Below are 26,491 nucleotides of genomic sequence, written 5' to 3' on the forward strand. Positions count from 1 at the left end.
TAACCCGACATGCGCGCAACTATGGACGACTCCCGCACCCTGCCGCACACATCCTGCTCAGCCAAGTCGCTCACCCCCAAGCAGCTGCACGGCCGCTTGCAAGTGGCGGGCGAACTGGCCTTGCTCGATATACGTGAACACAGCGAATACGAACAGCAGCACCTGCTGTACTCGGTCACGATGCCTCTATGGCGCATTGAACTGCTGATTCGCCGCGCCGTGCCTCGAAAGTCAACGCCCATCATATTGGTCGATGCGGACGGAACACGGTTGAGCGACGCGGCGGGCCTGCTGTCGCGGCTCGGATACACCAAGCTGCATGGCCTGGCGGGCGGCATCCGCGCATGGCGAGCCGAAGGCTATGAGGTCGTCAGCGGACTCAACGTACCCAGCAAGGCCTTCGGCGAGGTGGTCGAGCTAAAAGCCCGCACGCCGCAGATTTCGGCGCCAGAACTTCATGAACGGCTGCACAGCGGCCAGGACATCGTCGTGGTGGACGGACGCACTCCCGAAGAGTTCTCCCGCTTCAGCATACCTGGCGCCCATAACGTGCCCAATGGAGAGCTGACGTATCGCATCCGGGAGCTTGCTCCCGATCCACAAACCCTGATCGTGGTGAACTGCGCGGGTCGAACGCGCAGCATCATCGGGGCGCAAACGCTCATCGATGGCGGCATTCCCAACCGAGTGGTGTCCCTCAAAGATGGCACGATGGCCTGGCTGCTGCACGGATACGAATTGGCGCATGGCCGCCGCACCGTGCTGCCCGAGCCTACGCCGGACCATTTGCACAACGCCCGGGCGCAAGCCGAACTGCTCCTGGCACGGGCCGTGCATCACGACATTGACGCCAGCCGGCCTGCAACAGCTGCTGCAAGACGAAGCGCGCTCCACCTATCTGTTCGATATTCGTGGCGCCGAGGAATACCGCGCCGGGCACCTGCCCGGCTGGCGCTGGGCACCGGGCGGCCAGTTGATCCAGTCCACGGACGACTATGTGGCAACCCAGGGTGCGACCATCGTGCTGGCCGACCGGGACGGCGTACGGGCGGCATCGGTAGCTGCCTGGCTGGTGCAATTGGGCAGCCACACCGTCCACCTCTATCGGCCCGGCACGGACGCGGCTCTCGAAACGGGCGACGAGCCGATTCAGGTGCTGCGCGATCCAGCCGGCGGCGAATCGACATGGGTCTCGGTCGAGGAAGCGTGGCAAGCCATAGCGCACGATCACGCAATCGTCATCGACGCTGACTCACCCGCCGCCTACGCTCGCCAGCACATCCGGCATGCATGGTTCATCGTGGCACAAGACATCGCGCAAGTGCTGCCCGAGCTGGGGGCCGCAGCCAAGCCGGTCGTGGTGACGTCCGGCGATGGCCTCTATGCCGACAGCATCGTGCGGCGCCTGCGCGGTCAAGGCGTACCGGCACGGGCGCTGCTGGGCGGCAATCGCGCCTGGTTCAGTGCGGGGTACCCGACCGCGTCGGGCAGCGGTCGCGACCTGAGCACGCATAAATATCCATGGCGCCACGCGTACGACTACGACGACCAGACACAGCGCAACGCGAAATTCCGCGAATACCTGGATTGGGAAGTAGGCCTGGTGAAGCAGCTGAATCGGCCGGGCGGCGAGGCGCCGCTCCGCGTACTGGCGGCATGAATACGGGCCACGCGCGTCGCTGCGCGCAAGCCCGGCCGCCTCATCCTGTCAACGCCTCACGCTGCGCAGCGCACGCGTTCACATGACCTCAGAAATTCCCGAACCCCACCACCTCAAAGGCTTTACATGAAACGGCGTACCTTCCTCATATCGTCAGGCATCGCGGCCACACTGGGCGCGCCTGTATTGCGCGCAGCCGAGGCGCACTATCCGTCTCGGAATCTGCGCATCCTGGTTTCCGCTTCTGCGGGCGGCAGCGCAGACAAACTGGCGCGCACCCTCGGGCAACGGCTGGATGCCAATTGGGGTACCCGCACCATTGTCGAGAACAACCCCGGAGGCGGAGGCAGCATTGCGACGAACCAGGTGAGCAAGGCAACGCCCGACGGCCATACTCTGCTTCTGGCCGGAGATGCGCTTTCCATCGACGCCATCCAGTCCAGACCGCTGCCCTACGACCCGCACAAAGATCTCACCGGCGTCATCAAGGCAGTGGTGAATCCTCTTCTGATCATGGTGCGGCCCGACCTGGGCGTAAGCAGTTTCGGCGAGTACCTGGAGTTCGTGCGAACCCGCCCGGGCAAGACGTCAATTGCCCTGTCGGGCGCGAAGAACAGCCACCAGCACCTGGCCATCGAGCTGTTGTCGCAACGCACCGGCGTGAAGTTCAATGTAATTCCGTCCCTGGGCGGCGGCCCCGCCATGCTCGATGTCATCGGCGGCCATATCGATGCGCAGATCATCACGCTGGCGGCCGCCACTGAAAACATACGCGCGGGCAGGCTGAAGGGGTTGGCCGTGACCACGCCCTTCCGCTCGCGTGCGCTGCCTGACATTCCCACGTTGCAGGAAGCCGGCGTTGCAGATTATGTCTTCCAGAGTTGGCAGGGGCTCGCGGTGCCCGCCGCCACGCCGCCGGCCATCATTCAGAAAATCTATCGCACCGCCGCCGACATTCTCCAGGAGAGCCAGACCAAGAACGCGCTGGAAGACCTGGGCTATATCGTGGCCGCGTCGCCTCCCGACGAGTTGAATCGCACCATAAGGGAAGACAGTGAACTGTACGCCGATATCGCCCGCAAAGCGGGCCTGACACTCTAGGACACGACATGGCGCGCGCTAGCATCCGGCATAGGCCGGACTTCGTCCTGGGATCGATCTATATGCTTGCCGGCGGGGCCTTTGCCTATGCTGCCTCACAGTACGACATGGGCACGCTGGACTACATGGGCCCGGGGTACTTCCCATGCGCCCTGGGCATTCTGCTGGCGGCACTGGGCCTGTTCATCATGGCCCGCGCAGTTCTGGCGCGCGTGCCCGTCCGGCGGCTGCAGCCCTTGAACCTGCGTTCTCTGGCCTGGATGGTGGGTTCGGTACTGGCGTTCGGCGCCGCGCTGCGGCCGCTGGGCCTCGTGCTGGCGCTGGTGCTGCTGGTCGTACTGGCCAGCCTGGCGAGCCGCGAGTTCACCTGGAAGACGACACTCGCCAACGCCGCGGCGATGGTGGTGATCAATGTGGGCGGCTTCGCCTATGGCCTGGCTTTGCCGTTGCCACTGTTGCCTGCATTCGTCGGCCTGGCCTCCTGATGCGATATGGACCTCATCGATAACCTGGCGCTGGGCTTTGCCACCGCCCTGTCCTGGCAAAACATCGGCTACGCGTTGCTCGGCTGCCTGATCGGCACGTTCATCGGCATGCTGCCCGGCTTGGGGCCTATCTCGACCGTGGCCATGCTGCTGCCGCTAACCTATGCCCTGCCGGCGACCGGCGCCCTGATCCTCCTGGCCAGCATCTACTACGGCGCGCAATACGGAGGTTCTACCACTGCCATCCTGCTCAGACTGCCCGGCGAATCATCGTCCGCCGTCGCCATGATCGACGGTTACCAGATGGCGCGCAAAGGCCGCGGCGGCGTGGCCCTGGCCGCCGCGGCCATCGGCTCGTTCGTGGCCGGCAGCATCGGCGTTCTGCTGTTGGCAACGTTGGCCGAACCCCTCACCTCCATTGCCTTCCTGTTCGGGCCGTCCGAATACTTTGCGTTGATGGTGCTGGGGTTGGTCGGCGCCATCGCATTGTCTTCCGACAGCATCGACAAATCGCTCGGCCTGGTAGTGCTGGGCCTGCTGTTCAGCCTGGTTGGTACGGACATCAACTCGGGCGAGTACCGCTATACCGGCGACATACCCGAGCTCTACGACGGCATCGAACTTACGGCCCTGGCCATGGGCGTGTTCGGCGTAGCAGAGATCGCCGTCAATCTGGAGCATTACAACCAAAAGACCGACAGGAACGCCACGCTGGCGCCCATCACACAGCTGATGCCCTCGCGCGCCGACTTCGGACGGATGGCGCCATCCATCGCTCGGGGTACGGCGCTCGGCGCGATACTGGGTATATTGCCCGGGGCCGGCGTCACCATGGCGTCTTTCGCGGGTTATGCCCTGGAAAGAAAAGTGTCGAGCTTCCGGCACGAGCTGGGGCATGGAGCAATAGAAGGCGTGGCGGGCCCGGAATCCGCCAATAATGCGGCCGCCCAGACCAACTTCCTGACGCTGCTGACGCTGGGCATTCCAGGCAGCGCCATCATGGCCCTGCTGCTGGGGGCAATGGTCATCCAGGACATTCAACCGGGCCCGCAGGTCATCGCCAACCATCCGGGCATTTTCTGGGGCTTGATCACGTCGATGTGGATCGGCAACGTGATGCTGGTCGTGCTGAATCTTCCCCTGGTCGGCGTATGGGTCAAAATGCTGCGCGTTCCCTACCGCATCCTGTTTCCCATCATCCTGGTCTTCTGCTCGGTGGGGGCCTTCACGGCGCGCGCCTCAGTATTCGATATCTACCTTCTCGGAGGCTTCGGCGTGCTGGGCTACATCCTGATCAAGCTTGAAGTCTCGCCCGTGCCGCTGCTGATGGGCATGGTGCTTGGTCCCATGCTGGAAAACAGCTTTCGACGAGCCCTGATGGTGTCACAGGGCGACCTTTCGATCCTTTACACGCGGCCGCTCTCGGTGACCTTCCTTGCCGGCGCGGGGCTGCTGATCGTGATGTCGGCAGCCAGTGCGATCAAGCGTCGGCCGCTCAGGTCAGCCCCCGGCTGATGGCGCCCGCCAGTTGCTGCAGGCTTGGCAGGAAGTCGGCCACTACCCCTTCGGCGGGGTGCTTGGCCAGGTTCAGGCTGGTGGTCAGCGCCGCCACCAACTGGCCTTCGCGATTGCGCACGGGCACGGCCAGCGCGCATACGCCCAGTTCGTAGTGCTGGTTTGCCAGCGCATATCCCTGGGCCCGGGCGTTCTGCACTGCTGTGCGCAATGGCTCGGCTTCCGTCAGGGTGTACTCAGTCAGACGTTCAAAAGGCGCTTGGGCAAGGTATGCGTCGAGCTCTTCCGCGCCGAGCTGCGCCAACAGTACGTGCCCGGTCGAGGTCGCGTGCGCAGGCAGGCGTTCCCCAGTTATCAGGCGTCGTGCCGAAGGACTGCGGATCTCGGCCCGCGCCACATAGATGATGTCGTTCTTGTCGAGCACCGACAGCGAACAGATTTCGCCGCGCTCACGCGCGAACTCCTCCAGATAAGGCAGCGCCACTTCGCGCAGCGACAGCGAATTCAGGTACGCATAGCCGATGTCCAATACTGCGGGCGTCAACGAGAACCTGCGGCCGTCCACCCGCGCGTACCCAAGCGTCACGAGCGTGTGCAACAGGCGCCGTGCCCCCGCGGGCGTGACGGCGGCTCGCTCGGCCACTTCCGACAGTGTCAGCGTGGGGCCGTCGGGCCCGAACGCGCGTATGACCGCCAGACCGCGGGCGAACGCTTCCACGAATAGATCGCTGCCTTTGGGTAATCCCGAATTCTGTCGCACGGTCAGATTCCTTATGATAATTTCAATGAACGAAATTATTTTCTAACAGCGAAATTATAGCGCCTACCGGGCTCCCCGACTACAGGAAACTCAATCATGCTCGACCTCACTCCGGTGACCGACGGCTTCGTGGCAGAAGTCGCCGGCGTCGACCTTACCCAGCCCATGTCGGACGATCTGAAACTGGCCCTGCGCACGGCCCTCGATCAGTATGCGGTACTGGTTATTCCGGACCAACCGCTGGATGAAGAGCAACAGCTGCGCGTCGCCGAGATCTATGGCCCGCTGGAAACCTCGGTGGGCTCTTATATTGCGAGCGAAAACAAGCCCCGGCGCCTCAAACATGCCCAGCTGTCGGACATCTCGAACCTGGACGAACAAGGCAAGCTCATTGGCGACGCCGACATTCGCAGGCTGGTGTTGCTGAGCAATCAGCTGTGGCATACCGACAGTTCGTTCAAGCAAACGCCCGCCAGCGCGTCGCTGTTGAACGCCCAGGAAGTGTCGCCGGTGGGTGGCGCCACAGAATTCGCAGATATGCGCGCGGCCTGGGACAACCTCGACCCCGCCACCCAGTCGCAGATCCAGGATCTGGTCGCGATTCACGATTATTTCCACTCGCGCAAGCTGCTGGGGCTGGGCGATCTGGACATCCCGGCCGAATGGCGTGCGCGCCAGCCGCCGGTCAGGCAGGTGCTGGTGCGCAACAATGCCCACAATCAGCGACGGTCGCTGTACCTGGCGTCACATATCTCGGCCATCGAAGGCATGGACGAGCAAGACAGCCGCGCCCTGCTGGACAGGCTGATGGCGTTTGCCACCCAGCCCCGGTTTGTCTACAGGCACCGCTGGCGCCCGCATGACCTTGTGATCTGGGACAACCGTTGCACCATGCACCGCGGCACGAACTACAACCAGAAGTACCGCCGCGCCATGCGGCGCGCCACCGCGCAGGATATCGGCCCCACCGTGCCGGCCCAATAACTATCTACAGGAGAGAGCACAAAATGAAGTTGTCATCACGCGTCATCAAGGGCGCAGCATTGGCCCTGGGTATCGCCATAGGTGCCGGCATGGGGCCCGCCGCCGCGGTCGCCGCGTACCCGGAACGCCCCATCACGATCGTCGTGCCGTTCGGCGCGGGGTCGGGCACCGACTCCATTGCACGCATGGTGGCCCAAGGCCTTGCCGAAAAGCTCGGCCAGCCTGCGGCCGTGGCCAACAAGCCCGGCGCGGGCGGCATCATCGGCGCTTCGTTCGTGGCCAACAGCCCGGGCGACGGCTACACCCTGCTGGTCGCCACCAGCGGGCCCATGGCCGCCAACGCCAGCCTGTACAGCAAGCTGGCCTACGACCCGCAAGGCGATTTCGAGCCCATCGCCATTGTCGCGAAGCGGCCGATGGTGATCCTCGCCAGCAAGGAAGCCCAGGCCCGGACCTTTCCCGAGATCGTCGCCGAAGCCCGCGCAAACCCCGGTAAAGTCAATTTCGGGTCCAGCAACACCACCTCGCGCGTGTTCGTGGAACTGCTGAAGAAAAGCAAGGATGTGCAGGTCGAAACAGTGCTGTACAAAGACGTGGGCAGCCTGATGACCGACCTGATCAGCGGGCGCGTATCTTACGTGTTCGAGGACGCCGGCCCGTCGCTTACCCAGATCCGGGCTGACCGCGTCAACCTGGTCGCGGTGGCGGACAAGAAACGGGCGAGCTTCGCGCCTGACACGCCGGCCACCAGCGAATACGACTTCGACGACCGAGGCCTCGTCACCTGGTACGCCGTATTCGCTCCGAAGAATACGCCGCCGGACGTCATCAGCAAGCTGAATCAGACCATCAATGAGTATGCGCGCGGGCCCGAAATGAAGAAAATGGCCCAGGACGTAGGCCTGGAGCTGGTCAACGTGACCCCCGCCGAATTCAAGGAATTCCAGAAGGGCGAAATCGCCAAATGGCGGCAGCTGGTTGAAATCACCGGCGTCAAACTGGACTGAACATGGCGACCGACAACCCTTTCAAGCAAGCCATCCAGGCGGGCCAGCGGCAGATCGGCCTATGGGTGTCCATGGCGAATCCTTATACAGCGGAAATGTGCGCCGCCTGCGGGTTCGACTGGCTGCTCCTCGACGGCGAACACTCGCCCAATGACCTCACAACGCTGCTCGGACAACTACAGGCCGTCGCCGCGTCGCGCAGCGCGGCCGTCGTGCGCCCGGTGACGGGCGAAACCTGGATGATCAAGCAGCTGCTCGACATGGGTGCCTCCACGCTGCTGGTGCCCATGGTCGACACTGCCGACCAGGCGCGCGAACTGGTACGGGCCGTCCGGTATCCCCCGCAGGGGATCCGGGGCGTTGGATCCCGCCTGTCGCGCGTGTCCCAATTTGGCGCCGAGGCCGATTACCTGGCAAAGGCGAATGACCGCATCTGCCTGCTGGTACAGATCGAATCCGAAGAGGCGTTGCGCAACCTCGACGAGATAGCGGCCGTCGAAGGGGTGGACGGTGTGTTCATCGGCCCATCCGACCTGTCGGCGTCAATGGGCCACCTGGGGCAACCGGGCCACCCCGATGTGCAGGCGGCTATCGCGGACGCGGTGAAACGCATCTCCGCGGCCGGCAAGCCGGCAGGAATCCTCAGTTTGAACGACGACCATTCCCGACGCTACATCGACATGGGGGTGTGCTTCGTGGCCGTCGGCGGCGATATCGCGCTGCTGACCGATGCAGGGCGCGCCCTGGCCAAACGGTTCAAGTAGCCCCGGCGCCAATGCGCACAGGGGGGGCCGGTCCACCGGCCCCCCTGTGCATTGCCGCGGACGGCCCCTCGCTGTTGTGACGTACTCCGGGCTGCGTTAACCTCGACGCGACCCTGTGCATTTCGCCCGGTACGGCCTCATAGAAAAACAGCCAATATGGAACTACGGCAACTGCGCTATTTCGTCAGGACCGTCGAGTTGGGCAGTCTGTCGCGGGCGGCGGACGCGGTGCATGTGGCGCAGTCGGCGTTGAGCCTGCAGATTGCGCGCCTCGAAGATGAGATCGGTTGCCAGCTGCTCAGCCGAAGCTCGCGCGGTGTGACGCCAACCGAACATGGCATGGACCTGTATCGTCGCGCGCGCTCCGTGTTGCAGCAGATCGAGGGCATGCGAGACGTGTCGGCGGGCATCGGCCAGGACCCTCGCGGCAAGGTCACGCTGGGGCTGCCCGTCAGTGTTGCACAGACGCTGTCCACCGAACTGGTGCAAGCCATGGCGCAGCACTATCCCAAGGTCATGCTGTGTATCATCGAATATCCCAGCACCTATCTGGCCGAGCAGTTGCTGAACCATCGCATCGACGTGGCGTTGGTCTTTGCCGAAGATGTGCCGCGCGGCGTGGATGCCCAGGCCATGGTCAAGGAAGATTTCTACGCCATAGGCGTGCCCGCGGCCTCAACGGGCGACCTGCCGCTCACGGCACTGCATGGCGTGCCGCTGGTGCTGGCGGCCCAGCCCAATAATGTTCGCGTCATCCTGGACAGAGCCTGCTATGCAGCGGGGCTGCAACTGAACGTGGTCGTCGAATGCTCGAACCCCCTGACCATGCTGCGCCTCGTGCGCGCCGGGGTGGGGGCGACGGTATTGCCGCTGTCCGCCCTACCCGATCACGCATCGCTGTGCGACCTGCCCGCCTGCCTGATCAAGCCCAGGCTGCAGCGCGTACTCACGCTGTGCACCGCCATCGAGGCGCCGCAAGAGCCCGCCCTGCTGGCTACCCGCAAGGTCTTGCATGACGTTCTGCAAGACATGCTCCGGGAGGGCCGCTGGCCCGGCGGCCACCAGCCTTAGCCAGGCCGCCGCATGCACGGACTACGCGGTTTGCGGCTGGCCCTCCTGGCCCGCGTCCCAGCTGGTCCCCGCGGCTTCCAGGGCCTGGATTTCGCTGTCGCCAAAGCCGAATTCACGCAGCACGGCACGCGTGTCCTGCCCCAGGCGCGGTGCCGCCGAACGTGCTGGGTGATTGCCACCGTCGAACAGGATGGGCAGGCCGATGGCGCGCGCCTCGCCGCCATTGGCGTCGGCCACATCGATGACCATCTCAACCGCACGCGTCTGCGCGTGCAGCAACGCTTCATCCACCGTTTGCACCGGCCCGCACGGTACTCCTGCCATCAGGAACTCGTGCTCCCATTCGGCGCGCGTGCGCCGGGCCAGCACTTCGTTCAAGCATGCAGCGAGCTCATCCCGATGCTCCAGGCGTTGCTTGGGGCTGCAGAATCTGGGGTCCGTCTCCCATTCGGGACGGCCCACGATCTGCACAATACGCTTCCAGATGGACTCATTGCCGCCGCCAAGCGCCAGATCTCCGTCGGCGCAACGGTAGGTCTGGTAGGGCGCAATGATGGGATGCGCCGTGCCCAGCCTTTGCGGCAGCCGTCCGGACGAAAAGAACAACGCCGCGTACCAGTACAACTGCTGTATCGAAGCCTGCAGCAGCGAGGTCTGCACCCACTGACCTTTTCCGCTGCGCAACCGATGAATATAAGCGGCCAGCACGCCCATGGCGGCCAGTACTCCCGCGTTCACGTCTGCGATGGGCACTCCGGGCTTGACCCCGCCACGCCCGGGCTCGCCCGTGACGCTGATCAGGCCGCTGAACGCCTGCAGGACCAGATCGAATCCGCCCCGCGATTGCAATTCGCCCTTCGCGCCGTACCCACTGACCGACGCGCAAATCAACGCCGGGTTCTCGCGCATCAGCACATCTGGCCCCAGCCCCAGCCGCTGCAGGGTGCCGGGCCGGAAATTCTCGGTGACCACATCGGCTTGCCTGATCATGCGCAGCAAGGCCCCGCGTCCGGCATCGGTGCGGATGTCCAGCGCCGCGGAACGCTTGCCACGATTGATGATCTGGAAAGAAGCCGGCATTTCACCGGGCGCTCCCGAGTTGTTGAAGGCCCGCGCGTCGTCGCCCCCGGCGAGTTTCTCGATCTTGATGACTTCCGCGCCCAGGTCCGCCAGCATCAGGCCGCAAATGGGGCCGGCCATGATCTGCGATAACTCCAGGACCCGCACGCCGCGCAGCGGCAATTGCCCGTCCAGCATATCTGCGTTCATTACTCCCCCGTAAACCGCGGCGCTCGTTTCTCTGACCACGCAGCCAGGCCTTCCGCCAGATCCTTGCTGGCCAGGCTCTGCAGAAATCCCACACGCGCGTAGTCATCGTCGTACTCGCCTCGAGCTGTCGCGTTCAGCACCTGCTTCATTCGAACAGAGACGGCCGGCGCCTGGGCCAGCAGGCGGGCCACCAGGCTGTCGACCGCCGAGTCCAATCGATCGGGATCATGGACTTCGTCCAGATAGCCGATGCGCATCATCTCGTCGCTGCCGATGGCGCTGGAAGTCAGGAACAACTTCTTGGCCCCCTGCAGCCCCAGGCGGCTGACCCATCTGCGCAGCCCGTGCGGGTAATAGTGCAGGCCCAGCCTGGCGGCGGGCATGAACATCTGCACGCCGGTTCGGGCCAGCCGGAAATCGCAGGACAACACCAGGTCGGTCGAGCCGCCGTATACCGGGCCGTCAAGTTTGGCGATGGTCACAGGCCGAAGATTTTCCAGCCTGTCGGTAAGCACTTCGAACAGCCGTGCACCTTCATCCGACTCTTTCAACACGCCCAGATGGAATCCCGAGCTGAACGCTTTGCTCGAACCGGAAAAAACCACGACGCGTACGGCCGGTTCGGCCTCGATGCGGTCGAAGTGCTCATGCAGCGCCTTGATGTCTTCGGGCTGCACCCGGTTGTGCACGTCGGGGCGGTTGAAGCGGATGTCGGCCCGTGGCCCGTTGATGTACAGCACGGGCAAGCCCGTGTCTTTGCGTGCATCACTGCCGGGTGTCGGCGTGTCCATGATGTGCTGCCTCCTGGGTTGTACTCAATTCACTTGCAGATTCACACTGCTGATCAAGTCGCGCGCGGTCTGGTAATCGGTGTCAATGAAGCGCCCGAAGGTCTCGGCATCCATTTCGCCCACCTGCCCGCCCAGTACTGCGACCTTATTCTTGATGTCCGGGTCCCTCAGCACTTCCAGGGTCGCTTCACTGAGTTCGCGGACTTTCGCAGGTGGCGTGCCCCTTGGCGCAAACAGGCCCAGCCAGGTCAGGTGTTCGTAGGCGGGCATGCCAAACTCGGATGCGGCGGGTATGGATTCCTGGCCCGGCCATCGCTTCAGCGACGTCACAGCCAGCGGACGAACTCTTTTCGCCTGGATCATCGGCGTGGCCGCGACCAGCGAAGCAATGACCACCGGGATCTGCCCGCCCGCCACGTCATTCAACGATGGTCCCGATCCTCGGTACGGGGCGTGCATGAGCTTGATGCCGGCGGCCTGGGCCAGCATCTCGCCTGCCATGTGCGACGGGGTGCCTACGCCAGCGCTACCGTAGGCAATGGCGCCCGGCCGCTTGCGCGCGTCGGCAAGCAGGTCTTCGAACGACTGGTAGGGCGAATCGGCGGGCACCACGATCACCGACGGGCCTCGCATCAGTTCTGCGATGGGGACGAGGTCCTGCAGTGCGTAGCCCGCGTCGGCATACAGCGTGGGGTTGATGGTGTGGTTGTTCGCCGTGAGTAACAGCGAGGTGCCGTCGGGCGCTGCACGCGCCACGGTCTGAGTGGCCAGATTGCCTCCCGCCCCCGGCTTGTTTTCGACCACGACGTTGCCGCCCACCTTGGGCCCCAGCTTTTCTCCCACGATGCGGGCCATCGCATCCGCGCTGCCGCCGGGCGCCACAATCACATAAAGACGTATCAGCGAATCCTGGGCCTGCGCCGGCCCGATCGAGCCCGCCAGTCCCAGAACTGCCATCACGGCCAACAGCCGCCTGCGTATGGTGCTTGATTCCATAGTGTCTCCGTCCGTGTCTGTTACGCCGCTCTGACGGTGGCGCTAGGGGCACTCTACGGCGCAAGGCCTGGGGGGACAACTATGGAATCAAGCGGGGGGTATATGGAAACGCGATGTGCCCGACTGCTCGAGGCAGCTGAAAAGCGGGCATCTCCGCGCCCCCGGGACGGGCTCATGGCAACCGGGAGCAGATCGCGGCACGGCCAGACGGTGTGGACCGGCCGCGCTCAAAACGGTGTCACCGCGAAAGAATCACCGTCGTGACCGAGCCGCCATCGGTGCCTGCCACGGTGCCCCCTTTGCAATACGCCAGCCCGACTTGCGCACCATCGACCTGTCGCGCACCGGCTTGATCGGTCAGTTGCCAGTAGAGCTCGCAGGCTTGTGCCACGCCTGTCGCGCCGACCGGGTGGCCGCGCGACAGCAGTCCCCCGCTGGGGTTGACTGGCAGCTTGCCGCCCACCGAAGTATGCCCGGCCTGCGTCCACGCCCCGCCCTCTCCCTTGGGAATCAGGCCGATGCCTTCCAGACGCACGATTTCGGCGATGGTGAAGCAATCATGCATCTCGACCAGATCGATGTCCTCCGGGCCCAGGCCTGCCGCCTCGTACGCCTGCTCGGCCGCTCGGCGTGAAATGTCTTCTTCATTCAAGTCGTAAAGCCCGGTGCGTACCCGGCCGCTGGCCAGTCCGATCGCGCGGATATGTGGGCGGCCTTCGCGCTTCAATCCCAACCGTTGCAGACCTTTGGCGCTGCACACAACGACTGCGGCCGCCCCGTCGCTGATCGGGCTGCAGTCCAGCTTGCCCAGCGGGTCGGCGATCGCACGGGCGGCAAGCACTTCCTCCAGGCTGATGGCATGTTGATACTGGGCGTAGGGGTTGTGAACGGAATGCCTGTGATTCTTGACGGCGACCATCGCGATCTGTTCACGCGTCGCGCCATGGTCTGCCATATAGCGCTGGGCGCTCAGCGCGTGCCCCGCCGCCATCACGTAGCCCTGCATCGCGTCCAGATCGGATGGATCGGGTGTGACGCCTCCCTTGATCCGGTCTGTCATTTTCTCCGCTCCTACGACGAGTATCACGTCGTAGGCCCCGGCCCGGATCGCCATCCAGGCTTCGCGTAACGCCGTCGCACCGCTGGCGCAATAGTTCTCATGGTTGCTGATCGGCAGCCCATCCAGCCCCAGCTCGACAGCCACGCGCTGGCCGGCCACCGGTCCGCCGAACACGTGTCCCACGTAAACCGCCTCGATGTCCGATCGGCGAGCGCCGGCATCCTCCATGGCTGCCCGGGCAGCCGCTGCGCCCAGCTGTTCAAAACCCGTTTCCAGGCCATACTTGCCAAAGCGCACCATACCCGCGCCAGCGAAATAACTTTGCTGCATCATGACGCTCCTTTGGATGAGTCGACGAGTACGAAGGCATAACCGACAATCGGTGTCTCGCCATCCGAACCGACCGTGCACAGCGTCAGTGCGACGCGCTGCCCAATGCGGATGTCCGCGCAGGGGGCGTGTATCTGGGCGAGCACCCGTACCTCATCATCCAGGTCGACGTATGCCAGCGCATACGGCGTCTGGCGTCCGGCCGGCGCCTGATGAATCACCGTGTACGCAAACACGACACCCTCCGGAGACAGGGGCACCACTTGCGGTGGTTCGGCGCCGTCGCCTTCACATCGCGGGCAAAAACTCTTGGCGGGATAGATTTTTGTGTGGCAAACCGGGCATTCCGAACCCAGTAGCCGTGGAGGGTCCATCTGGAACAATCCCTTACGTATGGGTATATAGGGCTGGTCTGCTTCAATGACGTTCAACATGAATGCCTCTCCAGTTGGCTGGAAAAGTGCGACGGCATGAAGTAGAGCGGCCCGCGACTGACTCAGCCGCCTCTACCTTTGCGCTTAAGATCCACCCGATAAGCGTACCGTCTGGGGTTAAAAAATGATTCCGTTAACTCAACAAAAGCGCCCGATGTGTCGTAGTAAAGACGCTCGATAAAAATTACTGCGTCGCCGCGTGCGCAGCCGATATGCTGCGCAATATCGGCATCACAGTTCAGCGCGGAGATGTTCTGCTGAACCCCTGCGACGGGGCGCTGCAAGTACTTCTCTGCCGCACCGATGATCGTGCCGGGGCCGTCGGAAGGTACGTCGTGCTCTTTCAGAACGCGGCCCAACGCCGGCGATACATGGTGTCGCGTATACACAAAGGGCTGCCCGCTGAACAACCGCCTGACCTGCGCTGTCGCGACCTCTACATAATCCAACTGGAGACGCGAAGCGACCGACGCATCCACACGCACCGTGAACGGCTGCACCACGTCCATGTCCGTACCCGGCCACATCGTCAGGTCGTCCATCGAACCGATGGACCGAACATAGCGCTCGTCGGTTTGCGGCCGACCCCGCACGTATGTGCCGCTACCTTGAATCTGGTCGATCAGCCCCTCCGCAACGAGTTGCTTGAGCGCCAGGCGAATCGTGTGCCGGCTCACCTCGTACTGACGGCAGAGTTCGACTTCGGTAGGCAGGCGCGAGCCTGGCGCGAAACTGCCTCCGTAGATCTGTTGTCGCAGTTGCTCGGTCACTGTGCGATATGCCGGTATCTCTACTGCTCGTTTCATACCTTTCCACCCCTGCTTGGTTCGCCCGCATTATCGACGAGGGCCGCGCCATCGTATCAACAACGACGGCCGGCAAGCCCTGATCATCCAGGCGGCGAAGCGCTGCGATTCATCACGGGTGAAGGCTCCTGGTCACTTCGGCAGGCGACGGTGGGCCGCTAGCCCCATCGCCCAAAAACAGTCGGCGTATGACGATTATATTTGTACGTACCTTTTTGAGCAACACACAAAAATTTTCGGACCAATAAAACAAAATGCTCCGATAGCCAGCAGCGTTCCAACGAGTCATGAAGTAGCTTTAACCATATGTTATTTATAGATTTTAATGATGCCATCCGGGTTGTGCGCAGAAGCACCAGAGCAGCATATGCGGGTTTCCGCTAATTTCACATCCGAAATGATACGGATGTATTATGCGGACCAATTCAGTATCGAGCGCATCCGGCGCCGGACGACCCAAGCTGCCAGACGTCAGCCTCCACGAAGCGCGGCGTACGCGCAGGTCACTCAGGAACCCATCATGAAGCCATTACAGGGCATTCGAATCATTGAACTGGGGCAGTACATCTCTGCGCCCTACTGCGCCATGATGCTTGCCGATCAGGGCGCCGAGGTCATCAAGGTAGAACGCCCGCAAGGGGGGGACCCACGGCGTGACTACGACCCTCTGGTGCGCGGCACCTCTGGACAGATGAGCGGGGGATTTCTCTCTTACAACCGCAACAAATCCTCCGTGACTCTGGATATGTCCCAGGAGCGAGACCGTCAACGCTACATAGCTCTGGTCCAGACTGCCGATGTCGTGGTCGAGAACCTGCGGCCCGGCGCGATCGATAAGCTGAGATTGGGTTACGAAGCGCTGGCGCCAAAGCACCCACGCCTCGTGTATGCGGCAATCAGCGGCTATGGCCGGTCGCCCCGGCGGCGCGGCCCGTATTCAGATCGCCCCGCCTTCGACACCGCCGTGCAAGCCATGGCGGGCATCATGGATGTGACCGGCGAGGTCGACGGCCCGCCCATTCCCACCGTCACCGGCTTCTGCGACATCTTCGCCGGCATACATGCGGCCTTCGGCGTACTTACGGCCCTGCGTGCACGCGACGCGACGGGCCGAGGAACTTTTGTGGATATCAGCATGTACGACGCAGCCGCTTCGCTGATGGAACGAGAACTGATGCTGACGCAGTTCACGGGCGAACGACGCCAGCGAGGTCTGGACGCCTACGCACCGGTCGGCACGTTCAAGGCAGCAGACGGTTATGTCGCGTTGATCCTGCCCACCGATGAAATCTGGCGCCGTCTTTGCGTGGCCGTATCCCGCGAAGACCTGCTGACCCATAGCGAACTGCTCACCGTCAGATCACGATCCCTGCATTTCGGCACCATCATCCGTCCGGAGATCAACCAGTGGACCGCCCTCCGGACCCGCCGCGAAATCGTGGAGCATCTCGGCGCCGCGGGCGTGCCGGCCGGCGAGGTGCAAAGCGTGAGCGAAGTGTACGAATGCCCCCACTTGGGCGCACGCGGCATGTACGTAGACATCGACGACCCTATCGCCGGAAAACGACGCATGATCCGCACGCCGCTATGGCTGGACAACCACGGCGACCTGACATTCGACACGGCACCCCAGCTTGGCGCAAACAACGACCTGATAGAGGCTCTCTAGTGCCCTGAAGTCCATTTCGCCATATCACTCTCAGAAGGCCAACAATAGGCGGCGAGTCCGCCAGAACCATGAGGAGACAATCATGTGCCGGACAAGATCAGAAAGGGGCCGCGCGCTGAAGGCGGCCATCGGTTGCATTGCACTTTTACTGATGCCGATGAGCAACGCGGCGCACGCAGATCAAACGCCGGGCTACCCCAGCCGCCCGGTGCAACTCATCGTCCCGTTCGGACCCGGATCGACCGCGGATGTCGTAGCCCGCCTGTTTGGCCGGTATGCGTCCGAACGCCTCGGTCAGCCTTTCGTTGTGCAGAACCGGTCCGGCGCGGGCGGCACCATTGGCGTCGAGGCGGTGACCACCGCGGCGTCCGACGGTTACACCCTGCTGCTGACGACATCGTCAACGGTAGTGATCAATCCGTCGCTCTACAAGAACCTGCGATACGACGTCGAACGCGATCTGCAACCCATTGCTCAGATAGGAGAGTTGCCGGCCTTGTTGATTGCCGCGCCGGGCTTGCCCGCCAACAATGTCAAGGAACTGGTGAGTCATGCTCGCCAGAACCCCGGCAAACTCTCTTACGCCTCGAATGGCCTGGGCAGCTATGCGCACGTGCTGATGGAGTTGCTGAAGACGTCGACCGGCATCGAGATGGTGCATGTACCTTACCGGGGCGGCAACCAGGCCGACGCCGATCTGATAGCCGGCAACGTGCACCTGATGTTCAACAGCCTCGCCGCCGCCGCGCCGCAGGTCGCGGCCGGCCGGCTCAAAGCCCTGGCGGTCAGCTCTGGCCAGCCTTCGCCGCTCATGCCCGGCGTGCCGGGCATGAGCGAGTCGGAAATACGCGAACTGGATGACTACGATGTGAGCTATTGGGTCGGACTGTTCGCGCCGGCGGGCACTCAGTCCGACATCGTGGAGAAGCTGGTCACGATCGTCGATGACTGGATCGCGATGCCGCAGACAAAACAGACTCTGTCCGAGCAGAAGATCCTTGCTTCCCCACCCAACACGCCCGACACGGTGCGCGCCGCAATTCAATCCGAAACCAGGCAGTGGGCCGAAGTGCTGAAGAACGCCAATGTCGAGCCGCAGGCTTACTGAGGGCGGCGCCCGTCAAAGCACGAGGGCAGGCGCCTGATACCGCCACGCCCTCTCGTACGACCACAATCGAAAATCAAAGGAGACAATAATGAAAAATCGCCTGAGCATCATGCTCTTCGCGGCAGTGCTGACGGTGATGTCCGCGGGCGGGTCTGCCCATGCCGCATATCCGGACAAGCCGATACGCCTGGTCGTGGGGTTTCCGCCCGGCCAGGCAACGGATACCGTCGCGCGAGTGTTGGCCAAGCATTTACAAGACGCGCTCGGTCAAGCCATCATCGTCGATAACAAAGCAGGGGCGGCGGGCATCATCGGCGCCGAGACAGTGGCCAAGGCCCAGCCCGACGGCTACACCTTGCTCGTCAGCTCCGGGGGGCCTATGGCCATCAATCCCAGCCTCTATTCGAACCTATCCTACGACCCGTTGCGGGATTTCGAACCGGTCAGCCTGCTGGCCATCGTGCCGCAATTTTTGGCGGTGAATGTGGATGTACCCGCGCAAAATGCGGCAGACCTCGTCCGGCTGGCCCGGGAAGCACCGGACAAACTGAACTATGGTTCGACGGGTAACGGAGTCACGGGCCATTTGAGCATGGAGCTGTTCAAGCAGGCACAGGGTATCCGCATGACCCATGTCCCCTACAAGGGAAGTGCAGCTGCAGTGACCGACCTGATTGCCGGCCGGGTCAGCGCGATGTTCGATACCGGTCCGGCGCTGCTGCCCCACATGCGTTCTGGAAGGCTGCGCATCCTTGCCGTCGCAACCACGCAGCGCAGCTCTGCGGCCCCTGATGTTCCGACAATCGGGGAAGCCGGCCTCGGCGAACTGGACACCCCCTCCTGGGTTGGCGTGCTTGCACCGAAAGGCACCCCCGCGGGAGTTATCGAGACGTTGCACAAGGCGCTGGCAACCTGGCTAGAAACGCCTGAGGTCGAGAATCAGCTGACCGCCATCGGCGCGGAACCTGCCATCATGGACGACACCGATTTTACAACCTACTTGCGCTCTGAAATCGACAAGTGGGCTGTCGCCGTCAAACTCTCCGGTGCGAAGGTGGATTGAATGCCCACCCTATCGTCCACCCTTGGTGACTTCGCCGCCGATTTCCGCCTGGAGAGCGTGCCGAACGAGGTTCGGACCCGTGCGAAGCACCTTATGCTTGACGCCCTGGGCATCGCCATCGCTTGCACACAATGGGATTTCGCGCGCGTGACCATGGCCGGCCTGCGCGAGTTGGCGGGGCCCGACGGTGACATACCGGTGATTGGCTACGGCCAATCACTGCCATTGCGCGATGCCGTGGTCATGAACGCGCTGCTGATACACGGCCTTGACTACGACGACACACATCCGGCCGGGGTTCTGCACGCCACGACGTCGGTACTTCCCACGGTACTCGGACTCGGTACACGCCTGGACCGGAGCGGCCGGGATTTGCTGGCGGCTTATATCCTCGGCGTAGAAGCCACCACGCGTCTGGGCGCGGCGGCAAAGGGGGGGTTCCACCAAGTCGGATTCCATCCCACCGGGCTCATCGGTGCATTCGGCTGCGCGCTGGCAGCTTCCCACGTGCTGCAACTGGACGGCGAACAGAGCGTACAGGCGCAAGGCATTGCACTTTCCTTCGCCTCGGGCAGCCTGGAATTTCTGAGCGACGGCGCATGGACCAAGCGATTGCATCCCGGATGGGCCGGCGCTGCCGGCATTACCGCCGCAATGCTGGCAAAGAACGGTTTTGTCGGGACGCGCGCGGCATACGAGGGGCGGTTCGGTTTGTACAGCAGCCACCTCGGGCCATTGGCCGATCGATGTGACCTGACGCTCGTCACGAAAGAACTGGGGACGATCTGGGAAACCAGCAATATCGCCATCAAGCCCGTCCCTGCCTGCCATTTCGTCCATGCCTGTGCCGATGCAGCAAGTCAATTGCACCGGGCATGGGGCGGCGCCGCCGTTCGACGCATCGTGGCCCGCGTCCCGGCAGGCGTCATGAAAACCGTGTGCGAACCGGCCGAACTCAAGCGACGCCCGACGAACGTCTACGAGGCACAGTTCAGCATTCCTTATGCAGTGGCCATCGGGTTGCGCTTCGGCCGCTTCACCCTCGACGCCCTGGACCCCGGTGCCTATCAGGACGCGGATACGCTTGCTCTTGCTTCACTGGTGGAATGCGAAGCCGACCCCGATGCAGATTTCCCCACCTACTATGGCGGCGAGGTTATCGTGGCTCTTGCCGACGGCAGGGTCCTGAAGCACAGCGAGCCAATCAACCGTGGCGCCGCTTCACGCCCGATCAGCAACGCCGAAATCGTCGACAAGTTTCATGATAATGCTGCGCGTGCGGTCAGCCGGGAACATGCCGGACGCATCGCGGACACGGTGCTGTCGCTGGAGCAGCACCGCGCCTCGGACGTGATGCATGTGCTGGGCGCCCGCGCGCGCACAGGCAACGCGTAATCCCGGCACGAGCCCATCCATTCGCGCTTCGTGGCGCCGTACCGGCAAAGTGTCGGGTCCCTGCGCGTCAGACGGTCGCTTTTAACATGGCTGGCCCGCCACCCTCGCGCGGGAGGTCGGGCCGGCAAGTGTCCGACGCCATCCCTGCACATCGAGGCGTTGCCCAAGAACGCCCCTGCGCTGCCGCCACGCTCAATCAGCCTTGGCGCTGATGCAATCGCTATTGTGCGGTTTCTTCAACGAGCGCCGCGCATAGTATTCGAACGCGATCGTATTGCGCTTGGGCCGCAGCACCCAATCATGCGCCTCGGTGCCCAGCGTGTGATCAATGGGCTTGATCTCCCCCGCGCCGGAGGCAAGCAGCTGCATTTTTGCGGCGCGCTCGAAGGCGATCGCCAGCACGCAGGCCTCTTCCACCGAAGAACCGGCAATCAACAGGCCATGATGCGAGAGCATCAGCGCACGCTTGCTGCCGAGAGCTCCGGCGATGAACTCACCTTCTTCATTGCCCACCGGGATGCCCGGCCATTTGCCGACGAAGGCCACGTCGTCGTAAAGCACGCAGTTGTCCATGTGCGACACCATGAGCGGCTGCTCCAGCATGCCCAGGGCAGCGGTATGCAGCGCATGGGTATGGATGATGCAGTTCACGTCCGGACGGGCCCTGTAGACCCAGGCATGGAAGCGATTGGCCGGGTTGGCCATGCCGTCGCCTTCCAGCACATTGAGGTCTTCATCGACCACCAGCAGGTTGTCTTCGCTGATTTCGTCAAATCCCAGCCCCAGCCGCTGCGTCAGGAACTGACCCGGTGTGCCGGTTCGGCTGGTGATCTGGCCGGCCAGACCGGAATCATGGCCGTTATCGAACAGGATGCGGCAAGTCAGCGCCACCTTCTGGCGCAGCGTGTAGGCGCTGTCCTGGAACTGCCGATCCATCTGCGTAGTCGACTTCGACACCAGCGTGGCTTTATCGAGCTGGAAAGTATCGGTTTGAGTCATGGCTGGGCCTCAGGGAAGTTCAGCAGTAGAAAGGTTGCGTTCCGGTTGCCCCGGAAATAGCGATTGGTACCCCGGCAGGGCCTCGACGCGCTCGAGCCAGGCCTGTATTGCCGGGTACGGGTCCAGTGCGATGCCGCCCATTGGGGCCATGCGGGTATAGGGATACAGCGCCACGTCAGCGATACTGGGCGCCGCCGAGGTCGCCACCCAGGCGCTTGCGCCTTGCCGCTGCAATTGCGCTTCCAGCACCTGCAGCGCCGCGCGCGCGGCCACCGCATAGCTGGCATAGGGCTCCTGATCCGCGTCGCCGCGCTGGTGCAGCGCCAGGTTCAGACGCAGCTGGGCAAGTGGCGTCATGTGGCGGTCCTGTTCGAACGACATCCAGCTCAAGACGCGCGCCTGATCGAGCGTATCTTGCGGCCACCAGGCGCTGCCCTGCGCCAGGTAGTAAAGAATGGCCATCGATTCCGCCAAGTGGGTGCCGTCCTCCAGGCGCAGCACGGGTACGTGGCCCATGGGGGCAATCTGCCGGAACTCGGGAGCCCGCAGTTCGCCGCGGTCTATCGACAAGGTCCGGCGTTCCAGCGGAACCCCCAGCAGGCTCGCCATCAACCGCACCTTCCAGGCGTTACCCGATCGCAGCGTGTCGTAGAGCTTCAGCATGTCGTCCCCTGCATTCAGTCGAGTTGCGTACCGGCGGCCTTGATCACCTTGCTCCACTTATCGGCTTCGCTGGCAATGTGCTTGCGGTACGCTTCAACGCCCGTGGGCAGCGGCTCGATGCCCATGCCGGCCAGGCGAGACACCAGCTCGGGCCGCGCCATCGCCTCTGCCAGCGCCTTGTTCAGCACTTGAACGTAGGCTTCAGGCGTGCCCGGCGGCGCCACCAGCGCGTTCCACGACCCGATCTGGAAAGCCGGCAGGCCCTGTTCGCCACTGGTCGGCAGGTCGGCTGCGGCCGGACTGCGCTGCTCCGCCGCGATGGCGAGCATCTTCAGACGCTGCGCCTTGGCTTGCGGCTGGATCACCGGCAAGGCGTCGATGACAATATTCACCTGGCCGCCAACGGCCGCGTTCACCGCTTCCGCCCCGCTCTTGAAGGGAATGTGCATGATATCGGTCTGGGTAGAAAGCTTGAAAAGCTCGATACCCAGATGAGGCGAACTGCCGTTGCCCGCCGATCCGAAATTCAGCACCCCGGGGTGCTGCTTGGCGTAGTCCACCAATTCCTTCAGATTGCCCACACCCTCGACGCCGTTGATCGCCAGCACGTACGGCGAATTGCTGACCAGCGACACCGGCGTCATGGTTGCAGGGTCATAGCTGAGCTTGCGGTAGAGCATGGGGTTGACCACCTGGGTACCCACCGTTCCCAGCAGCAAGGTATAGCCGTCGGGCGGGGCGCTCACCAGCGCCTGGGCGGCAATCGAGCCGCCGGCACCGGGACGGTTCTCGACGACGATCTGCTGCGAGAGCGCCTCGCCGAGGTATTGGCCGATCAGCCGCCCCGCCACATCCGTGATGCCCCCTGCGCCGAACGGAATGATCAGGCGTATCGGCTTGGTCGGATAGTTGGCCTCTGCGGCCGAGGCCAGCTGCGGCGCGGCGACCGTCATGCTGGTTAGCGCAATAATAAAGAAGGCGCGGACGCGAGCCCGAAACGACATAGCATATCTCCACGAGAAGAACGGCAAGTAGCGCGCTCTGGTTTTGACCCAAATCAAGAAACAAGTTTATTCTAGGATACAAGTATCCTGAAAGGGAAGCAATGGCTGTAAAACTGAAGTTGTTACGCGTCCAGGCGGGCCTGACGCTGGAAGAGCTCGCCCAGAAGGCCGGCCTGACGCGCGGGTATCTGTCGAAACTGGAACGTGGCGTTTCAGCGCCCTCTATAGGTGCGGCGTTGCGGATATGCAAAGCCCTGGACGTAGCGGTAGAAGACCTGTTCGCAGAGTCGCAGGACGCAGATGCGGTGGTGATCAACCGCGCGCCAACGGGTCGTCGGCAGGCCGGGCAGTCGCCGCGCATCGTCTCGGGCACCCTTCCCGGGCACAGAATGGTGGCCTTCGTACTGACGCCGTCCAGCGAGCCGGTACGCGACCATCCGATGAGCCATCACCAGGGCGAGGAAATCCTGTTCGTGCTGAAAGGCAGCGTCAGCCTGCAGCTGGCCCGCCGCACCGAGACGCTACGCGCGGGAGACAGCGTGCATTTCAATTCCAGCATTCCGCACAAGATCACCTCCATCGGCGCGCAGCCGGCGTCGGTACTGTTGGTGATCGCGGAAGACAATCTGCCTGCGCCGGCGGCCGAGCCGTCGTGAGCGGCCTGCCGGCATGGCCGGCCGGATCAGGACGGCGATCGGTTCGGCAAAGGCCCAGCGGGCCTATCGCGGTGCGCCCGGAGCCGGGGCAACCAGGATGTCCAGAAGAGCCTGGATATCGTCCAAACGATCGAGTTCATTCGAGAGGCGGATCAGCGCTTCGACGTGGTTTGGATGCACGCACGATCTCACGACGTGGCGAAATTTGTATTCGACATCGGCGGGTTTCAACGGATTTTCGGGGCTGCCGCGCCGGTGCAGGATCTCTGCCCGGTGAACCGCGCCTTCGTGCGTAGTGACGGTAACGCGCGCCGCGTGGCGAAACGCCGGGCCCATGCCGTCGATGTCCGGATCCACGTTCGCGGTGATGCGAGCAATGAAATCGAAAATGTGCGGATCGTCCAGCCTGTCGTGGCGGTACTGATCGACGAATGCCTGCCCATCGATCGCCATGATGGCCAGGCCGTAGTACAGGTTCATCTGCGCGGCAGTCACTCCCTGGGCCTTGTAGGGCCATGCGCAATGCACGTAGGTCATATGGCTCACCCCCACCTGCAAGGCAGCAATATCGTCGGCCCCGAGATCATGCGTCCTCATGATCTGCGCCAAGGCGTCCAGCGCTGCATGGATACTGGTAACGCTCGCGTGCGGTTTGTAGCCAGTCTTGCCGGTTTCCCAGTTCACACCCAGGCCGTCCGTCAGCCGCAATGGGTTGGGGGCATCGGAATACGAACTCAGGTACCCGCCGTAGGGAGCCTCCAGGACGTCGAGGATGCCTGTGAATTCCCGCTGTGCCAACATGGAGGCATATACGCCGCTCTGTGCGGCGCGGCCGGAATGGAACCGCTTCACCATGGCGCCCTCTTGTGCCGCCATGAGGCCGCCAGCTTGCGATCCGACGATACCCAACGCATGCTGCATGCGCAGGGGATCGAGTTCCAGCATGCGCCCGGCCGCGGCAGCCGCCACGAACACGCCCGAAGTGCCTTGCGGATGAAACCCCCTGAAGAACAGGCTCATCGTCGCTGCGTTGCCAACACGGGTGCCCACTTCGTAGCCCGCCACCATTGCAGTGATCAGATCGCGGCCCCGACGCCTGCCCGTCTGCTCGGCCAACGCGATGCCCACGGGCAAGGCAATCGACCCCGGGTGAACGATGGATTCTTTGTGGATATCGTCCAGCTCGAAGGCATGGCCCGCCGTCGCGTTGACCAGCGCCGCTCCAGCCGCCGACGACTTGCTGCCCCTGCCGAACAGCGACGCCACAGGGCGGCTTCCCTCGCCCTCGACCAGCGTAGTCACCGTCTGCGACCAGGGCAGCGTCGCGCCGAACAGGCAGCAGCCTATGCTGTCGAGCACGCTGGTCTTGATCGTCTGGACGACATCCGCCGGGATGTCGTCAAAATCAAGCTCGGCCGCGAAGCGGGCAAGATCCCTTGTCGCGCCTTCGAGCAACGGAGGCTTTTCCAGACTCATACGATCACCTCATCCGGGCATGCGACAGGATGGCGCTGAGTTCGGTCTGATCCAGACGCTCGAAATCGCCACAGAGCCGCCGGGTGCCATCCGCCCCGAGCAGCGGCTCCAGCAACTTTTCCGTCTTCTCGACAATGGCATCGCGACGCGAAGGATTGCCCGCCGCCCCTGATGGGTCCATTACCATTTCTCGCAACCATTGTCCGTCGGCCGCCTGCACTTCCACCCACCCGCAAAAATGCCTGGGGTACAACTCGTCCAGCGCCGCGTCGTGCACCAGTTCCAGATCGCGCGCCAACGTCACCACATCGGCGCCCTTCATGCGGGCGTCGGTAAACTGCCCCGGCAGCACCGCGCCGTCCAGCAGCGCCGCTGCCACACTGTATCGGCCGCTCATCTGCGCGTTCAGCGACGATCCGGGCTGGTAGTCGTAACCGCACTGCACCAGGACCACCCTGGGCAAGCCAACGCGCACCCGAGCACCCGGAGTCCATCGGGCACGCAACTGCAGCGCCGCGTCCACGTGGGCGTGCATGCTTCCGCAGCAGGCATATGGCTTGAAATTCGTGTCGGCGGCATGCCAATGCTGCCCAAGCCCGCGCGTCAGAACTTCGGCATCGGCCACGTCGGAAAACGCCTTCAGCAAGCCGCCATCGGCCGCTTCGAATATCTGGGCAGGCCCACTGAGCCCCATCGCGGCAAGTTCCGCGGCCATGACTCCGCTCTGTGCAGCCCGTCCGGGATGAAACCGCTTCGAATCCGTACCATCTGCCGTGAAAGCGAAAAGGCCGCCTGACTGAGTACCGGCCAGTCCCAACGCCCAGCTGGTTCTTTCGGCATCAAGGTCCAGAAGCACCGCCGCCGCCGCGGCCGCGCCCAACGGCCCGCAGACGGCCGTCAGGTGCCAGCCTCGCAATCGCGTCTCGCCCGGCTTGAGCGCCAGCGAAGTGCGGATCACCAGCTCGTACCCGACTGCAATCGCCGCTTCGATCCGGTCTGGCGCCGAGCCCATGCGCTCGGCCAGTGCAAACACCGCGGGCAGCACCACCGCACCCGGATGGACCTTGGCATTGTGGAAATCGTCGAGTTCGAACGCATGTGCGCAGGCGCCGTTCACCAAGGCTGCGTCACTGGCCCTGAGGCTGGCGATCGAGTCACCCCAGATATGGGACGGACCCTGCGCCGGCGGCCCTGACACCGACGCCCATTGGCGTATTACCTGCGCCCAAGGCTGCGATCCGCCTGCCAGGGCGCATGCAAAGGTATCCAGCGCGAGGAACCGCAAGGCAACGCGTACCGGCTCGGGAACCTGAGCCTGCTGAATGCCTGCTACCCAATCGGCAACGATCTGCGTAGTTCTAGTCATGTTGCGTGTCGACATCCGAGATTCTCCAGCGATAGGCCACGGCTCGTGAGCAGCCCCGG

Annotated in this window: 25 protein-coding genes and 1 pseudogene; 14 read left to right on the forward strand and 12 right to left on the reverse strand. The window is 63.4% G+C overall.

The features are described 5' to 3' along the window. Positions 1-21: 21 nt before the first annotated feature. The 5 genes and pseudogenes from ACV17W_RS11475 to ACV17W_RS11495 all read left to right on the forward strand — a co-directional run. A pseudogene (locus ACV17W_RS11475) lies at positions 22-711 on the forward strand (rhodanese-like domain-containing protein); the annotation flags it as partial. A gap of 133 nt (positions 712-844) precedes the next feature. Next, positions 845-1,660, forward strand: coding sequence for a rhodanese-like domain-containing protein (locus ACV17W_RS11480; RefSeq protein ID WP_462592460.1), 816 nt, complete (start codon positions 845-847; stop codon positions 1,658-1,660). Between the two features lie 126 nt (positions 1,661-1,786). Beyond that, positions 1,787-2,761: a Bug family tripartite tricarboxylate transporter substrate binding protein gene (locus ACV17W_RS11485; RefSeq protein ID WP_462592461.1), complete on the forward strand. Its 975-nt coding sequence runs from the start codon at positions 1,787-1,789 to the stop codon at positions 2,759-2,761. An 8-nt stretch (positions 2,762-2,769) separates the two neighbouring features. After that, positions 2,770-3,246, forward strand: a complete 477-nt coding sequence (locus ACV17W_RS11490; protein WP_462592462.1) for a tripartite tricarboxylate transporter TctB family protein — start codon at positions 2,770-2,772, stop codon at positions 3,244-3,246. A gap of 6 nt (positions 3,247-3,252) precedes the next feature. Then, positions 3,253-4,761, forward strand: coding sequence for a tripartite tricarboxylate transporter permease (locus tag ACV17W_RS11495; protein ID WP_462592463.1), 1,509 nt, complete (start codon positions 3,253-3,255; stop codon positions 4,759-4,761). Here ACV17W_RS11495 and ACV17W_RS11500 read toward each other — a convergent pair. Beyond that, positions 4,742-5,521 carry an IclR family transcriptional regulator domain-containing protein gene (locus ACV17W_RS11500; RefSeq protein ID WP_462592464.1) on the reverse strand — a complete coding sequence of 260 codons (780 nt, stop codon included), beginning with the start codon at positions 5,519-5,521 and terminating at the stop codon, positions 4,742-4,744. The two genes, ACV17W_RS11495 and ACV17W_RS11500, sit on opposite strands and share 20 nt — an antisense overlap. Positions 5,522-5,617: 96 nt before the next feature. Here ACV17W_RS11500 and ACV17W_RS11505 point away from each other — a divergent pair, with 96 nt between their 5' ends. The 4 genes from ACV17W_RS11505 to ACV17W_RS11520 all read left to right on the forward strand — a co-directional run bounded on the left by ACV17W_RS11505 (position 5,618) and on the right by ACV17W_RS11520 (position 9,347). Further along, positions 5,618-6,505, forward strand: coding sequence for a TauD/TfdA dioxygenase family protein (locus tag ACV17W_RS11505; RefSeq protein WP_462592465.1), 888 nt, complete (start codon positions 5,618-5,620; stop codon positions 6,503-6,505). Between the two features lie 23 nt (positions 6,506-6,528). Next, positions 6,529-7,512, forward strand: coding sequence for a Bug family tripartite tricarboxylate transporter substrate binding protein (locus ACV17W_RS11510; RefSeq protein WP_462592466.1), 984 nt, complete (start codon positions 6,529-6,531; stop codon positions 7,510-7,512). Positions 7,513-7,514: 2 nt separating this feature from the next. After that, positions 7,515-8,276 (forward strand): 4-hydroxy-2-oxoheptanedioate aldolase, encoded by a 762-nt coding sequence (gene hpaI, locus ACV17W_RS11515; protein ID WP_462592467.1) that lies wholly within the window; start codon positions 7,515-7,517, stop codon positions 8,274-8,276. Positions 8,277-8,432: 156 nt separating this feature from the next. After that, the gene (locus ACV17W_RS11520; protein WP_462592468.1) at positions 8,433-9,347 is read left to right on the forward strand and encodes a LysR substrate-binding domain-containing protein; all 915 of its coding nucleotides are present in this window, start codon (positions 8,433-8,435) and stop codon (positions 9,345-9,347) included. A gap of 21 nt (positions 9,348-9,368) precedes the next feature. Here ACV17W_RS11520 and ACV17W_RS11525 read toward each other — a convergent pair whose 3' ends face one another. The 6 genes from ACV17W_RS11525 to ACV17W_RS11550 all read right to left on the reverse strand — a co-directional run bounded on the left by ACV17W_RS11525 (position 9,369) and on the right by ACV17W_RS11550 (position 15,033). After that, positions 9,369-10,616 carry a CaiB/BaiF CoA transferase family protein gene (locus tag ACV17W_RS11525; protein ID WP_462592469.1) on the reverse strand — a complete coding sequence of 416 codons (1,248 nt, stop codon included), beginning with the start codon at positions 10,614-10,616 and terminating at the stop codon, positions 9,369-9,371. Continuing rightward, positions 10,616-11,407: an enoyl-CoA hydratase/isomerase family protein gene (locus ACV17W_RS11530; RefSeq protein ID WP_462592470.1), complete on the reverse strand. Its 792-nt coding sequence runs from the start codon at positions 11,405-11,407 to the stop codon at positions 10,616-10,618. Before ACV17W_RS11530 ends, ACV17W_RS11525 begins: the two co-directional genes overlap by 1 nt. Positions 11,408-11,431: 24 nt before the next feature. Next, positions 11,432-12,403: a Bug family tripartite tricarboxylate transporter substrate binding protein gene (locus ACV17W_RS11535; RefSeq protein WP_462592471.1), complete on the reverse strand. Its 972-nt coding sequence runs from the start codon at positions 12,401-12,403 to the stop codon at positions 11,432-11,434. 238 nt (positions 12,404-12,641) lie between these two features. Then, positions 12,642-13,796 carry a thiolase family protein gene (locus ACV17W_RS11540; RefSeq protein WP_462592472.1) on the reverse strand — a complete coding sequence of 385 codons (1,155 nt, stop codon included), beginning with the start codon at positions 13,794-13,796 and terminating at the stop codon, positions 12,642-12,644. Then, positions 13,793-14,227 (reverse strand): Zn-ribbon domain-containing OB-fold protein, encoded by a 435-nt coding sequence (locus tag ACV17W_RS11545; protein WP_462592473.1) that lies wholly within the window; start codon positions 14,225-14,227, stop codon positions 13,793-13,795. The genes ACV17W_RS11540 and ACV17W_RS11545 overlap by 4 nt, the downstream gene beginning before the upstream one ends. 62 nt (positions 14,228-14,289) lie before the next feature. Continuing rightward, positions 14,290-15,033 (reverse strand): GntR family transcriptional regulator, encoded by a 744-nt coding sequence (locus ACV17W_RS11550; protein WP_462592474.1) that lies wholly within the window; start codon positions 15,031-15,033, stop codon positions 14,290-14,292. 520 nt (positions 15,034-15,553) lie between these two features. Here ACV17W_RS11550 and ACV17W_RS11555 point away from each other — a divergent pair. The 4 genes from ACV17W_RS11555 (at position 15,554) to ACV17W_RS11570 (ending at position 20,268) form a co-directional block, all read left to right on the forward strand. Continuing rightward, a complete protein-coding gene (locus ACV17W_RS11555) occupies positions 15,554-16,702 on the forward strand; it encodes a CaiB/BaiF CoA transferase family protein (protein WP_462592475.1) in 1,149 nt (382 codons plus the stop codon). 151 nt (positions 16,703-16,853) lie between these two features. Then, complete coding sequence (locus tag ACV17W_RS11560; RefSeq protein ID WP_462592476.1) at positions 16,854-17,810, forward strand: Bug family tripartite tricarboxylate transporter substrate binding protein; 957 nt, start codon at positions 16,854-16,856, stop codon at positions 17,808-17,810. An 88-nt stretch (positions 17,811-17,898) separates the two neighbouring features. Next, positions 17,899-18,873, forward strand: coding sequence for a Bug family tripartite tricarboxylate transporter substrate binding protein (locus ACV17W_RS11565; RefSeq protein WP_462592477.1), 975 nt, complete (start codon positions 17,899-17,901; stop codon positions 18,871-18,873). After that, positions 18,874-20,268, forward strand: a complete 1,395-nt coding sequence (locus tag ACV17W_RS11570; protein ID WP_462592478.1) for an MmgE/PrpD family protein — start codon at positions 18,874-18,876, stop codon at positions 20,266-20,268. Positions 20,269-20,460: 192 nt separating this feature from the next. Here ACV17W_RS11570 and ACV17W_RS11575 read toward each other — a convergent pair whose 3' ends face one another. From ACV17W_RS11575 to ACV17W_RS11585, 3 genes are read right to left on the reverse strand one after another with little or no spacing between them, the layout of a single operon-like run. Beyond that, complete coding sequence (locus ACV17W_RS11575; RefSeq protein WP_462592479.1) at positions 20,461-21,267, reverse strand: aldolase; 807 nt, start codon at positions 21,265-21,267, stop codon at positions 20,461-20,463. Positions 21,268-21,276: 9 nt separating this feature from the next. Continuing rightward, positions 21,277-21,930, reverse strand: coding sequence for a glutathione S-transferase family protein (locus ACV17W_RS11580; protein ID WP_462592480.1), 654 nt, complete (start codon positions 21,928-21,930; stop codon positions 21,277-21,279). Positions 21,931-21,944: 14 nt separating this feature from the next. Continuing rightward, a complete protein-coding gene (locus ACV17W_RS11585; protein ID WP_462592481.1) occupies positions 21,945-22,934 on the reverse strand; it encodes a Bug family tripartite tricarboxylate transporter substrate binding protein in 990 nt (329 codons plus the stop codon). Between the two features lie 101 nt (positions 22,935-23,035). Here ACV17W_RS11585 and ACV17W_RS11590 point away from each other — a divergent pair, with 101 nt between their 5' ends. Beyond that, positions 23,036-23,590 carry a helix-turn-helix domain-containing protein gene (locus ACV17W_RS11590; RefSeq protein ID WP_462592482.1) on the forward strand — a complete coding sequence of 185 codons (555 nt, stop codon included), beginning with the start codon at positions 23,036-23,038 and terminating at the stop codon, positions 23,588-23,590. A gap of 63 nt (positions 23,591-23,653) precedes the next feature. Here ACV17W_RS11590 and ACV17W_RS11595 read toward each other — a convergent pair whose 3' ends face one another. Next, positions 23,654-25,066: an MmgE/PrpD family protein gene (locus ACV17W_RS11595; RefSeq protein ID WP_462592483.1), complete on the reverse strand. Its 1,413-nt coding sequence runs from the start codon at positions 25,064-25,066 to the stop codon at positions 23,654-23,656. Positions 25,067-25,070: 4 nt separating this feature from the next. Further along, positions 25,071-26,432, reverse strand: a complete 1,362-nt coding sequence (locus ACV17W_RS11600; protein ID WP_462592484.1) for an MmgE/PrpD family protein — start codon at positions 26,430-26,432, stop codon at positions 25,071-25,073. Positions 26,433-26,491: the final 59 nt, after the last annotated feature.

Source organism: Bordetella sp. MIP270_01_BMS (assembly GCF_054958705.1).

Excerpts from the sequence above, each read along its gene's own strand:
- ACV17W_RS11550 (WP_462592474.1), bottom strand. The coding sequence starts at position 15,033 with ATGAAACGAGCAGTAGAGATACCGGCATATCGCACAGTGACCGAGCAA.
- ACV17W_RS11545 (WP_462592473.1), bottom strand. The coding sequence starts at position 14,227 with ATGTTGAACGTCATTGAAGCAGACCAGCCCTATATACCCATACGTAAG.
- ACV17W_RS11560 (WP_462592476.1), top strand. The coding sequence starts at position 16,854 with ATGCCGATGAGCAACGCGGCGCACGCAGATCAAACGCCGGGCTACCCC.
- ACV17W_RS11565 (WP_462592477.1), top strand. The coding sequence starts at position 17,899 with ATGAAAAATCGCCTGAGCATCATGCTCTTCGCGGCAGTGCTGACGGTG.
- ACV17W_RS11525 (WP_462592469.1), bottom strand. The coding sequence starts at position 10,616 with ATGAACGCAGATATGCTGGACGGGCAATTGCCGCTGCGCGGCGTGCGG.
- ACV17W_RS11530 (WP_462592470.1), bottom strand. The coding sequence starts at position 11,407 with ATGGACACGCCGACACCCGGCAGTGATGCACGCAAAGACACGGGCTTG.
- ACV17W_RS11510 (WP_462592466.1), top strand. The coding sequence starts at position 6,529 with ATGAAGTTGTCATCACGCGTCATCAAGGGCGCAGCATTGGCCCTGGGT.
- ACV17W_RS11575 (WP_462592479.1), bottom strand. The coding sequence starts at position 21,267 with ATGACTCAAACCGATACTTTCCAGCTCGATAAAGCCACGCTGGTGTCG.
- ACV17W_RS11555 (WP_462592475.1), top strand. The coding sequence starts at position 15,554 with ATGAAGCCATTACAGGGCATTCGAATCATTGAACTGGGGCAGTACATC.
- ACV17W_RS11490 (WP_462592462.1), top strand. The coding sequence starts at position 2,770 with ATGGCGCGCGCTAGCATCCGGCATAGGCCGGACTTCGTCCTGGGATCG.
- ACV17W_RS11520 (WP_462592468.1), top strand. The coding sequence starts at position 8,433 with ATGGAACTACGGCAACTGCGCTATTTCGTCAGGACCGTCGAGTTGGGC.
- ACV17W_RS11505 (WP_462592465.1), top strand. The coding sequence starts at position 5,618 with ATGCTCGACCTCACTCCGGTGACCGACGGCTTCGTGGCAGAAGTCGCC.
- ACV17W_RS11570 (WP_462592478.1), top strand. The coding sequence starts at position 18,874 with ATGCCCACCCTATCGTCCACCCTTGGTGACTTCGCCGCCGATTTCCGC.
- ACV17W_RS11585 (WP_462592481.1), bottom strand. The coding sequence starts at position 22,934 with ATGTCGTTTCGGGCTCGCGTCCGCGCCTTCTTTATTATTGCGCTAACC.
- ACV17W_RS11600 (WP_462592484.1), bottom strand. The coding sequence starts at position 26,432 with ATGACTAGAACTACGCAGATCGTTGCCGATTGGGTAGCAGGCATTCAG.
- ACV17W_RS11580 (WP_462592480.1), bottom strand. The coding sequence starts at position 21,930 with ATGCTGAAGCTCTACGACACGCTGCGATCGGGTAACGCCTGGAAGGTG.
- ACV17W_RS11485 (WP_462592461.1), top strand. The coding sequence starts at position 1,787 with ATGAAACGGCGTACCTTCCTCATATCGTCAGGCATCGCGGCCACACTG.
- ACV17W_RS11495 (WP_462592463.1), top strand. The coding sequence starts at position 3,253 with ATGGACCTCATCGATAACCTGGCGCTGGGCTTTGCCACCGCCCTGTCC.
- ACV17W_RS11535 (WP_462592471.1), bottom strand. The coding sequence starts at position 12,403 with ATGGAATCAAGCACCATACGCAGGCGGCTGTTGGCCGTGATGGCAGTT.
- hpaI (WP_462592467.1), top strand. The coding sequence starts at position 7,515 with ATGGCGACCGACAACCCTTTCAAGCAAGCCATCCAGGCGGGCCAGCGG.
- ACV17W_RS11590 (WP_462592482.1), top strand. The coding sequence starts at position 23,036 with ATGGCTGTAAAACTGAAGTTGTTACGCGTCCAGGCGGGCCTGACGCTG.
- ACV17W_RS11540 (WP_462592472.1), bottom strand. The coding sequence starts at position 13,796 with ATGATGCAGCAAAGTTATTTCGCTGGCGCGGGTATGGTGCGCTTTGGC.
- ACV17W_RS11595 (WP_462592483.1), bottom strand. The coding sequence starts at position 25,066 with ATGAGTCTGGAAAAGCCTCCGTTGCTCGAAGGCGCGACAAGGGATCTT.